7 protein-coding genes and 1 tRNA gene are annotated in these 11,978 nt (G+C 56.1%); 7 read left to right on the top strand and 1 reads right to left on the bottom strand.

The window, feature by feature from the left end; genetic code table 11:
- Positions 1 to 78 precede the first annotated feature (78 nt).
- Positions 79 to 155 (top strand) — tRNA-Pro (locus tag C7H09_RS02660).
- Positions 156 to 236: 81 nt separating this feature from the next.
- Here the strand turns inward: C7H09_RS02660 and C7H09_RS02665 are convergent.
- Positions 237 to 2,192, bottom strand: coding sequence for a sensor domain-containing diguanylate cyclase (locus C7H09_RS02665; RefSeq protein WP_133166195.1), 1,956 nt, complete (start codon positions 2,190 to 2,192; stop codon positions 237 to 239).
- A 184-nt stretch (positions 2,193 to 2,376) separates the two neighbouring features.
- Between C7H09_RS02665 and hsdR the strand changes: the two genes are divergently transcribed.
- The 6 genes from hsdR to dinD all read left to right on the top strand — a co-directional run bounded on the left by hsdR (position 2,377) and on the right by dinD (position 11,882).
- Positions 2,377 to 5,904, top strand: a complete 3,528-nt coding sequence (gene hsdR, locus C7H09_RS02670; RefSeq protein WP_106761088.1) for a type I restriction-modification system endonuclease — start codon at positions 2,377 to 2,379, stop codon at positions 5,902 to 5,904.
- Positions 5,905 to 6,156: 252 nt separating this feature from the next.
- A complete protein-coding gene (locus C7H09_RS02675; protein WP_106761089.1) occupies positions 6,157 to 7,341 on the top strand; it encodes an AAA family ATPase in 1,185 nt (394 codons plus the stop codon).
- A 6-nt stretch (positions 7,342 to 7,347) separates the two neighbouring features.
- A complete protein-coding gene (locus C7H09_RS02680; RefSeq protein ID WP_106761090.1) occupies positions 7,348 to 7,884 on the top strand; it encodes a hypothetical protein in 537 nt (178 codons plus the stop codon).
- 71 nt (positions 7,885 to 7,955) lie between these two features.
- A complete protein-coding gene (locus tag C7H09_RS02685; protein ID WP_106761091.1) occupies positions 7,956 to 9,617 on the top strand; it encodes a class I SAM-dependent DNA methyltransferase in 1,662 nt (553 codons plus the stop codon).
- Positions 9,614 to 10,987, top strand: a complete 1,374-nt coding sequence (locus tag C7H09_RS02690) for a restriction endonuclease subunit S (RefSeq protein ID WP_106761092.1) — start codon at positions 9,614 to 9,616, stop codon at positions 10,985 to 10,987. The genes C7H09_RS02685 and C7H09_RS02690 overlap by 4 nt, the downstream gene beginning before the upstream one ends.
- 31 nt (positions 10,988 to 11,018) lie before the next feature.
- Positions 11,019 to 11,882 carry a DNA damage-inducible protein D gene (dinD, locus tag C7H09_RS02695; RefSeq protein WP_106761093.1) on the top strand — a complete coding sequence of 288 codons (864 nt, stop codon included), beginning with the start codon at positions 11,019 to 11,021 and terminating at the stop codon, positions 11,880 to 11,882.
- Positions 11,883 to 11,978: the final 96 nt, after the last annotated feature.

Consider the following 11,978-nt stretch of genomic DNA (forward strand, 5'->3'; position numbering starts at 1 on the left):
TTAGCAGATGGTCGCGTGAAATTCCCAGGGAAGGGGGTTTCAAAACGGTCGGCAATCCGTATAATACCGGCCGTTGATCGGCGTGTGGCGCAGCTTGGTAGCGCACTTCGTTCGGGACGAAGGGGTCGCAGGTTCGAATCCTGCCACGCCGACCACTTTCCCGCTTTAGCTCACCCTGTTATCTCACTTCCGTTTGTGTTTTCCAGCACTTCACGTTTTCACGAAACCCAAATCCGCTACTTTTCCACATAGTACCGATTCCGGCCTGCCCGTTTGGCCTCGTACATTGCAGTGTCCGCACGCTCCATCATCTGTTCTGCCGTGACACCGTAACCATGGGCCACAACAATTCCGATACTAACACCGACCCGGGCTTCACCCTCCGGCAAGTAAACAGGTTGTGCAACCGCGTTCAAAATCTTTGTGGCCACCCGCTCGGCATCATCCGGGCTGGCGATTTCCGGCAACAGAATAATAAACTCATCGCCGCCCATCCTGGCCACCGTATCGGCTTTGCGCAGGCAGCCTATCATGCGGCTGGCGATCTCTTTTAACAATAAGTCACCGGCATCGTGGCCATAGGTATCGTTCACTTCCTTGAAATGATCAAGATCCAGAAACATCAGTGCCAGAGACCAGCCGTGCCGTTCAGATAAAGCACAGGCCTGGCGCAGGCGCTCATCGAGTACACGCCGGTTGGGCAACCCGGTCAGCGTGTCCTGGAATGCCAGCTGGCGAATCTCTTCCTGGTAAGCCTGAATCTCGCTGAAATCCTGAAACGACACCACCACCCCCTCCACGCCAGCATCGTTCACCAGAGGCGCGGCGTTCAAACTCACCGGAATCGTGCGGCCATCCTTGCAGCGAAACATCTCCTGCATACTGCGGTACATTTGCCCGCTACCCATAACCGCAAGAACCCGGCAATCCGATTTATCATCGTGGGCATGGAACAGCTCATGGCCCCGGAGGTTAACCAGTTCATCAGCCCGCCAGCCCAGAACCTGCTCGGCCTCCGGGTTCACGTAGGTCACCACACCGGCGGTATCCATCACAATCAGGCCTTCGCCCAGCACACTCGAAATATCCTGAAACCGCGTTGCCTGCCTGGCAATTTCACGCCGGAGTTGCTGGCGCCGGAAACGGGTGAAGCAAAAATAGACAATCAACAAGAACAAGCCCACGGCACCGGCCGAATAGCCCGCCATCAGCCAGGGCTGGCGGTAAAAATCCGTCATCGGCAACTGACTCGCCGGGACAAACGTAACGGTTTTCCAGAAGTAACTGTCTGCAGAAGCGCTGGCAGAACCTGGCGCAGGCAGGGCAGCAATACGCTCCAGGGGGTACACGGTATCGAACAGAAACAGCCCGGCATCCACCAGCACCGAACCGGAATCCACCTGTTGCATTCCCGCCCAGGCCCGGGGGTAGTCATTGGCGAACGCGGGGGGCAGATCGAACATAAAACCCCAGGAACGGCTCTCATCGGGCCCGTGCAGAATATGCCCGCCGCTGTTCAGCAAAAAGGCCTGATGCCGGGTGGTCATACTGAAGCGGAAGGTATCTAGCAGCAGTTCGCCGCCCACGTTCAGCACCACCAGACCACGGTGACCGGAATCCGGATCGGTAACCGGCACACTGAAGCGAACCGTGGGCAGGTAAGGCACATCAACAGCGCCGTTCTCCACATTCAGATCCAGCGGCGAAACATAAAGCTCACCTTCGGCCAGCGCCCGGGCGCCTGCCACATAGTAACGCCCCGATTTCACCTGCAACTGATGCTCCGGCGTTACCAGCACTCTGTTGTATAGCCTGTCCAAACGCACTTTTTCGGCACCGTCCAGCCCGATGAAGCGCAGTTGGCTGTACGTGTGTTTCTGGCCCAGCTGAACCCGGAAACTCTGCTCCAGCCGGGCTTTGTCTTCCGCACTCCGGGTCCGGTTATACGAACGGGTTGCGGGCATCCGGGCGAACGCCTGAACGTCGTTGGCTGCATGGTCGAAAGCCTGGGTCAGCAACCACCGGGTTAGCTGCAAGCGGGCCTGCTCGCGGGCTTTCAGCACCTCCAGCTCCTTCCAGGCCCAGTATTCCAGGGTGCCGAATACCACACCGGTGAACACCAACACCCCGGTAACACCAAGCACCAGGGCCGATCTGAGAAACTTCCGAAAATGCCGCCGTGAATCCGCCATGCCGTCCAACAGTTTAATATTGATAAATCACAAGAATGGCCGGGATTGTATAGTAATTTATATTAAAAGACTTTTTTCGGCCAGAACCAGACAACGAATTACAGAAAAGCCATGCGGACACCGGCTGCCATATAACGGATAAGTCTGCTAATGTTCTCCCGTGCTACTGTCGCGGAGGGATACATTGAACAAGGCAACGGAATTCAAGTCCGGCAACTTTTCGTTTTTGTCAGAGCACGATTCCTTATTCGTGGAGCTGGCCGAATCCGCCGAGCGTGCCTTCGCCAGCGACCCGAACACCACCCTGATCAAACTCCGCCAGCTTGGCGAAGCCCTGGCCCAGCACCTGGCTGCGCTCTCCGGCATCGAGTTTGACGAACAAACCAGCCAGTCCGAACTGCTCTACCGGCTGAACCGCGAATTACGGCTGGAACCGCAGATCAAAGAGCTGTTCCACATCCTGCGCATTGAAGGCAACAAGGCCACCCACCAGTTCCGCACCCGGCACAAAGAAGCCATGGATGGCCTGAAAGTGGCCCGCACGCTGGCTATCTGGTTTCACCGTTCCTTTGGTAAAGCTGGCGCCAGCTTCAAGCCCGGACCCTTTGTACCGCCTGCCGACCCCAGCGCCCAGTTACGCCAGCTCCAGAGCGACATTGAAAAACTCCGCCACGACCTGCAACAGGCCAACATGGCCCTGGACAGCAGCCAGCAGCTCAGCCAGCTGATCGAGCAGGAAAAATCTGAATACGAAGCCCTGGCCGTGGCCATGGACGAAGAATCCCGGGCGCTGGCCGAACAGGCCCGCCAGCACGAACAGGCGCTGAACCAGCAACAACAGGCCTACGAGCAGAAGATCAAAGCCCTGCAGCAACAGCTCACGGAGCAGAGCGAGCAAACGGTTAACCAGCAACGCCAGCAGGTGGCGAAACAAACCAAAGCTGCCACCGACACCCTGGTACTGAACGAAGAACTCACCCGCATCCTCATCGACCAGCAACTGCAGGAAGCGGGCTGGGAAGCCGACAGCCAGGATATCACCTTCCAGAAAGGCGCCCGCCCGGAGAAAGGCACCTATCGCGCGATTGCTGAATGGCCCACCAACCATAACGGCGAGAAGGGTCGGGCCGATTACGTGCTGTTTGTCGGGCTTACGCCTATCGCCGTGGTGGAAGCCAAGAAAGAAAACACCAACGTGGCCGGTAAAATTCGCCAGGCCGAGCGTTACAGCAAAGGCTTTAAAGTGGAAGCTCCGTTACTCGGCGCCTGGGAGTTGATGGGCCGCACCATCGCATGGCCCGCAGACGAAAGCGGCCATTACCACGTGCCCTTCGTGTATTCCTGCAACGGCCGGCCCTATGTACCGCAACTGGCGGAGCAGTCCGGTACCTGGTTCCGGGATGTGCGCGAACCCAGCAACCTGCGCCGCGCACTTCCGCAGTTCCACACCCCCGGCGGCTTGCTGGATTTGCTGGAACGAGACAAGGCCAACGCCGAAAAGCTGTTAAAAGACGAGCCCTTCGGCTACCTGAAACTGCGGGACTACCAGCAAAAGGCCATAGTCGCCACCGAGAATGCCCTGGCTCGCGGTGTTCGCACCGCACTGCTGGCCATGGCCACCGGCACCGGTAAAACCCGCACCATCATCGGGTTGATGTACCGGTTTCTGAAAGCCGAGCGCTTCCACCGTATTTTGTTCCTGGTGGACCGCACCGCGCTGGGGCAGCAAGCCATCGACGCCTTCAACGAAGCCCCGCTGGAGCAGAACCACACCCTCAGCAAGATCTACAACGTGGCGGAGCTGGGCGACATGGCGGCGGAAGCGGAAACCCGCATCCAGGTGGCCACCGTGCAGGCCATGGTCAAACGCATCTTCATGAGTGACACCCCGCCGGCCATTGACCAGTTCGACTGCATCATCGTCGACGAAGCCCACCGGGGCTACACCCTGGACCAGGAAATGACCGAAGGCGAACTAGCGCTGCGGGACACCAGCCAGTACCTGTCCAGCTACCGGCGGGTGCTGGATTACTTCGATGCCGTGAAAATCGGCCTCACCGCCACCCCGGCCAAACACACCAGCGAGATTTTCGGCAAACCCGTGTACACCTACTCCTACCGGGAAGCGGTGGCCGACGACTGGCTGATCGACCACGAACCACCCATCCGCTACGAAACCCTGCTCACCCAGAACGGCATTACCTTTGAGAAGGGCAAGCCGGTGGAAGTCATCAACCGCCAGACCGGAGAAGTGGACACCACCGAGCTGGAAGACGAACTGACCTTCGAGGTGGACACCTTCAACCGCCGCGTCATCAACGAGAATTTCAACCGGGTGATCTGCGAACAGCTGGTGCAGGAACTGGACCCGTTCGGCGACGAAAAAACCATGATCTTTTGTGCCACCGACCTGCACGCCGATATGGTGAAAAGCCAGCTCGACAAGGCCTTCAAGGGTCTCTACAACGGCCAGTACAACGAAGCCGCGGTGGCCAAGATCACCGGCCAGAGCGACAAGGTGGACCAGCTTATCCGCCGCTACAAGAACGAGCGCTACCCCAACATCGCCATCACCGTGGATTTGCTGACCACCGGCATCGACGTTCCGCCCATCTGCAACCTGGTGTTCCTGCGCCGGGTGCGCTCACGCATTCTGTACGAACAAATGATCGGCCGCGCCACCCGCCGCTGCGACGAGATCGGCAAAACCGTATTCCGCATTTACGACCCTGTGGATATCTATGCCGCGCTGCAGGATGTGAACACCATGAAGCCCCTGGTAAAAGACCCCAACATCACCCTGGAGCAACTGGTGGACGAGCTCACCGACGACGAGCTACTGGAAACCGCCCTCAACAGCCCCGGCGACGCGCCCGACGAAAGCCAGGCCGACGTGGTGCTCAGCCAGCTCAGCCAGAAGCTCATGCGGGTACTGCGCAAGGCCGACAACAAAGCCGAAAACCGCCCGGAACTGAAACAGAAACTGGACGAGCTGCACCAGAGCTGGGGCGTGGAGCCTAAATCCCTGCATACCCACCTGCACCAGCTCGGCCCCCGCCAGGCGTCTGAGTTCATCAAGCAACACAGCGGTTTGCTGAACCAGCTGACAGAAGTGAAAAGCCTGGTCGGCAGCGAATATATGCCGCTGATTTCCGACCACGAAGACGAAATCCGCGAACGTATCCAGAGCTACGGTGTACACGACAAGCCGGAAGACTACCTGGACAGCTTCAACGAGTTCATCAAACAACAGCTCAATCAGTCCGCCGCACTCGCAGTCGTGGTCAACAAACCCCGGGACCTCACCCGGGAACAGCTACGGGAAGTAAAACTGCTGCTGGACAACCACGGCTACTCCGAAGCCCACCTGCAAAGCGCCGTGCGCAATCAGACCAACAAAGACATCGCCGCCAGCATCCTCGGCTACATCCGCCGCGCCGCCCTGGGCGAGCCGCTGATTCCTTTTGAACAGCGGGTAGCCCAGGCCATGGATCGCATCCTCACCCAGCACAACTGGACGCCCAACCAACGCAAATGGCTGGAGCGCCTGGCCAAGCAACTGGTGCACGAAGTCATCATCGACCGGGAATTTGTAAACCACCGCTTTGCCGATGACGGCGGTGCGAAGCAGATGGACAAGGTGCTGGGCGCGCAGCTGGACGTGGTGCTGGAGGAGTTGAATGAGGCGATGTGGCCGGAGCGGAGTGCCTGATCAGGCAATGTTTACGGCATCGACATAGACTCGATCTATGTCGATTTTTTGAGGTTTTTTCGACATAGCCGGAACCACATGTATAGAAAATCAGCTTTTCTATACATGTCGCCAGCAACGTGCATACGATTTTCCGTTTTTTGTACATGAAGCGCTCACCAACGGGTGCCGAGCAGACTTTCCAGGTAATTTGCTTGATTTGAAAATGCTAAAAGCCCAGAATCAACGAAAACACGTTGAAACAGCGATAATATGATCAAGAATTTGAGCTTTAGAAATTTCTATAGCTTTGCAGACGAAGCCGTGATCGACTTTGCGTTGGGCAAAAAACCCACCCCATCAGGTTACGACATTACGATCGATGGCGAACGCTATAACAAAGCCGTTGCCGTCGTCGGTGCAAACGGCTCAGGCAAAACCCAGTTTCTGAAACCACTTGCGTTTCTTCGCTGGTTTATCAGCGAATCCTTTCTGGGGATGGCCCCTGACCGAACCATTCCCTTCTTTCCCCATCAATTGCACCGCGATGAATCCAGCTATTTTGAGCTTGAGTTTATGCTCAAAGGCGTCGATTACCGTTATCAACTGGAACTGACTCCGGAAGCCATAATTTCCGAAGCGTTGTACGAAAAAACCAGTTCACAGTTCAGCTACCTGTTCAAAAGAGAAAAAACCGAGCAAGGTTATCGGTTCAGACAAAAAGGCTTCCCTTTTTCCAAGGCACAGGCTGAAAAACTGCGTGGTAACGCCTCTCTGCTGGCCGCTGCCCACAGCTATGATGTCGCCGAAGCACGCCCTTTTATCGAGTTTTTCAATCGGATTGAGTCGAACGTCATCAGCTCAGGGCGCCGTCATTTCGAGCATGGCGCTCTTATCGAGACCGCAGAGCGATTCAGAAAGGCGCCGGAACTGGCCAAAAAAATGTCTGTTGCCATGAGCCAGTTTGATCTGGGCTTGGATGCTGTGGAGATCAGGGAAATGACGGGCCTGGATGAAACCGGTAAAGAGGAGAAGGTATTCCTTCCTTTCGGCATGCACAAAGCAGGCGATGGGCAAAACTTCGAACTTCCCTTCTTCGAAGAGTCCAGCGGTACTCAGTCCGCCTTCGTACTGCTTGGTCCGGTCCTGAAAACTCTTCAGTATGGCGGTATTGCCGTCATAGACGAGCTGGATAATGACCTGCATCCGCATTTGGTTCCGCTTCTTCTCGAGTGGTTCGAATTCGACCACAGTAACCCGCACCAGGCGCAGCTGATCTTCACCTGTCACACGCCTGAAGTCTTGAACTTACTGCAAAAACATCAGGTATATCTGGTCGAAAAACGCAACCAGAACAGTGAAGCCTGGCGCCTGGATGATATGACGGGCCTTCGCGCTGATGACAACCTGTACGCGAAATACATGGCCGGGGCCCTCGGCGCCACCCCGGAGTTGTAACACCCTATGGCAAGGAAGCGCACGCAGCGGACTCAACACCGCCAAGCCAGCAGAACAACTCTGCTGATTGTAGGTGAAGGCCCGGATGATCAGGCCTTTATCAAGCACATGAACCAACAGTTCCGGGCTGACAATGCCAGCGTAAAACCAACGATAGAAAAACAATCCGGCGGCTCACCCGGTAATATTATTACCAACGCCGCGAGAAAGTATGGTCACTTGCCCTTTGATCAGCGGTTCTTTGTGCTGGACTCTGATATTCCAATCAGCCAGCAAGACCATGACAAAGCTAAAAAGCACGGCTATCACATCATTCTTTGGTCGCCGATATGCCTGGAGGGCGCACTACTGGATGTATTGGGTGAAAAGATCGGTAGCGATGAACCTGCTGCCTCATTAAAAAAGCGACTTCACCCGTTGCTAGACGGGCACCACACAGATAGTAATGCATACCAAAGCCGCTTCCCCAGAGCCGTACTCGAAAAGGCCACCAATGAATCGGTAGTCGCGGTAAAAAAGGCACTTGTGAAGGAATCCGCCTGACTCTTGGCCTCAGCCTAAAATAATCGGAAGCCTTAGTTCATCTTCCGGCCCAACCTAAAATAGTGAGCACCATGACCAACAACGACATCGTCCAAAAACTCTGGAACCTCTGCGACGTGCTGCGGGACGACGGCATCAACTACTCGGATTACGTCACCGAACTGGTACTGCTGCTGTTCATCAAAATGGTGCACGAGAACACCGAAGCCGGCACCCTGAAAAAGCACCCGCTCCCCGAGGGCTGCCGCTGGACCGACCTGAACGGCAAATCCGGCATCAACCTGCTGAACGACTACAAACGCATCCTGCTCAGCCTGTCCACCGGCAAGGACGGCGACGGAACACTGGTACACGAAGACCCGCTGATCAGCGCCATCTACGCCGACGCCCAAACCCGCCTGCGGGAACCCCGGCACCTGGAACAGATGATCAAAACCCTGGACCAGATTGACTGGTTCAGCGCCCAGAAAGACGGCCTGGGCGATCTGTACGAAGGCCTGCTGGAAAAGAACGCCAACGAAACCAAATCCGGCGCTGGCCAGTACTTCACCCCCCGCGCTTTGATCAACACCATGGTGCGCTGCCTGAAGCCCCAGCCCGGGGAGATCATTCAGGACCCGGCAGCGGGCACGGCTGGCTTTCTGATCGCCGCCCACGAATACATCAAAAGCCAGACTGACGACCTGTATACGCTAAACGCCAAAGACAAAACCTTCCAGACCACCAAGGCTTACGTGGGCATAGAACTGGTACCTGGCACCCGCCGCCTGGCCCTGATGAACTGCCTGCTGCACGGCATGGAAGGGGATGCCGAAGGCGTAGTACACCTGGGCAACGCCTTGGGCCAGACCGGCGCCGGGCTGGCAAAGGCCGATGTTATCCTCGCCAACCCACCCTTCGGCACCAGCAAAGGCGGCGACGCCAGCATCACCCGGGACGACCTGACCTACAAAACCAGCAACAAACAACTGGCCTTCTTGCAGCACATCTACCGCAACCTCAAACCCGGTGGCCGCGCCGCCGTGGTACTGCCGGATAACGTTTTGTTCGAAGCCGGCGTGGGCACCGACGTGCGCCGGGATTTAATGAACAAATGCAACCTGCACACCATCCTGCGCCTGCCCACCGGCATCTTCTACGCCCAGGGGGTGAAAACCAACGTGCTGTTCTTCACCAAAGGCAGCGAGAAAGACAAATATCAAGAAGAACACTGCACCGAAAACGTCTGGGTGTACGACCTGCGCACCAACATGCCCAGCTTCGGCAAACGCACCCCCTTCGGCGAAAAACACCTCGCTCCCTTCGAAGCGGTCTTTTCTCCCTCTCCCCTCGCGGGAGAGGGCCGGGGAGAGGGGGCTGCGTCCACCGCCCACCCCTCAGCCCGCACCGAAGGCGAATACAGCTTCCACTCCGAAGCCATAGACCTGCCCGAACACAGCGACGAAAACGAAGGCATCGACCCGCGCCTGGCTCACAGCCGGTGGCGCTGCTTCAGCCGCCAGTGGATTGCCGAGAACAAAGGCGACTCGCTGGATATTGCCTGGCTGAAAGACAGTGACAGTGTGGATGCGGCTAACTTGCCGGAGCCGAGTGTGTTGGCGGGTGAGGCGATGGGGGAGTTGGTGCAGGCGTTGGGCGAGCTGGATGCGTTGATGCGGGAATTGGGGGCTGAGGAGGAGGCTGATGGGGCTCGGGTGCTTTTGGGGGAAGTGATGGGTGGTGTAGACCAATGACAGACTCTATTACTCCTCCGCAATGGCTTACTGTGCCGTTAGAAAATGTAATCCTGAGAATCGTTGGCGGAGGAACACCAAGTAAGTCGAAGCCTGAGTATTATCAGGGTGAAATACCGTGGATGAGTGTCAAGGACATGAACAAGCATGCCCTCCAAGATACCGCCGACCATATTTCACAGGCGGCTGTGGATAACAGCAGCACCAATGTCATCCCCGCTGGCACCCCAATTGTCGCCACACGAATGAGCTTGGGGAAGATTGTCGTCGCGGATTTCGACTCCGCAATCAACCAAGACCTCAAAGCCCTCTTTCTGCCCTCGGAAATTCATCGGAATTACCTTGTTTATTGGTATCGCTCAGTAGCACGACAAATTGAGCAGATGGGCACAGGTACAACAGTAAAGGGAATCCGGCTAGAGGTTTTGAAAGGTTTGGAGTTTGCTCTGCCTCCCCTCGCCGAACAAAAAGTCATCGCCGACAAACTCGACACCCTGCTGGCCCAGGTGGAAAACACCAAAGCCCGCCTCGAGCGCACCCCGCAAATCCTCAAACGCTTCCGCCAGTCCGTGCTGGCTGCGGCGGTGAGTGGGCGGTTGACGGAGGAGTGGCGGGGAAAGTTAGCAGAACACGATGAATGGCGCCAAGTATCCCTCGGAGACCTTATCGAGAATGGCCCTCAGAATGGAATCTACAAGCCAACGAATCTCTATGGTTCTGGGTGTTTGATAATTCGAATTGACAGTTTTTATGACGGGATAATCGCTGACTGGAGCAAACTAAAAAGAGTTCAACTCGACGCGCCTGAAATCGAAAAGTGGCACGTTAATCAGGGCGACATTCTGGTTAACCGCGTCAATAGCATTGAATACCTCGGAAAGAGTGCACTCGTTAATGAACTAACAGAGCCTGCAGTCTTCGAAAGCAACATCATGCGCCTGTCCATCAAAAAAGATTTCGCTAAGCCTGAGTTTGTCTCGCTATTTTTAAGGAGCCCGGTAGGGCTAGAGCGGCTCAGGGCCAATGCCAAACTTGCGGTAAACCAAGCAAGCATTAATCAAAATGATGTAAAAGGTTGTTTGCTGATATTGCCAACGCTGAGTGAACAATCCGAAATCGTCCACCGAGTAGACCAACTCTTCGCCCACGCCGACCGCATCGAACAACAAGTCAACAACGCGCTAGCCCGCGTCAACAACCTCACTCAGTCCATCCTGGCCAAGGCCTTCCGGGGTGAACTCACCGAGCAATGGCGCAAGGACAACCCGAAACTGATCAGCGGGGAGAACAGTGCGGAGGCATTGCTGGACAGGATCAAGGCCGAGCGGGCGGCTACCGCAAAACCCAAACGCCGTAAAGCGAAAACATGATTAAAGTAATCACCTACAAGGAGTGTAAGTAATGGATAAACAATTGCAGCAACTGCATCAAAACCTGAACCAACGCCTGCAACGCCCGGATGAGCAATCAGATATTGAGTTCTGGTTTGCCCGCGACCTTCAGCAGCCACTGGGATACGCCCGCTGGGAGAACTTTCTTACCGTCATCAACAAGGCTATGGCCGCCTGTGAGGGCACCGGAGTCAGCGTCGATGACCATTTTCGTGGCGTCACGAAAATGGTCACCCTGGGTAGCGGTTCTGAGCGTCCGGTCGAAGATTTCATGCTCACTCGCTATGCGTGCTACCTGATTGCTCAGAATGGTGACCCGCGTAAACCGGAAATCGCCTTTGCCCAAAGCTACTTCGCCGTTCAAACACGCAAGCAGGAAATCATTGAAGACCGGATGAAACTCCAGGCCCGGCTGGAAGCCAGAGATCGCCTCCGGGAATCCGAAAAGGCTCTGTCACAAAGTATCTATGAGCGTGGAGTTGATGACGCTGGTTTTGGCCGCATTCGTTCCAAGGGCGATCAGGCGTTATTCGGCGGTCGCACAACCCAAGCCATGAAAGAGCGCTATGGAATTGTAAAGAGCAGGCCACTGGCAGATTTCCTACCCACTCTGACCATCGCTGCAAAAAACCTGGCCACGGAGATGACCAACCATAACGTCAATCAGGAAGACTTGAAGGGCGAGCAGGCCATTACTCGGGAGCATGTACAGAACAACAAAAGTGTCCGAGGCATGCTCGACCAGCGCGGTATCCAGCCAGAGCATTTGCCCGCAGAGGAAGACCTCAAGAAGCTCGAGCGAAGGGTCAAATCCGAAGAGAAGAAGCTCAGTAAGCAAACGCCGGGGCTACCCAAGGATGAGCGGGATTCCTGACGCTGATTAAATGCTCTAGCTCGTTCATCAACCCGAACCAAGACCGCCTTGGTCTCTGGATCGGTAAGGCCCGTTGTGTTCGGGGCAAGAATCTGG

It is taken from the genome of Marinobacter fuscus, assembly GCF_003007675.1.
GTDB classification, from domain to species: Bacteria; Pseudomonadota; Gammaproteobacteria; order Pseudomonadales; family Oleiphilaceae; genus Marinobacter; species Marinobacter fuscus.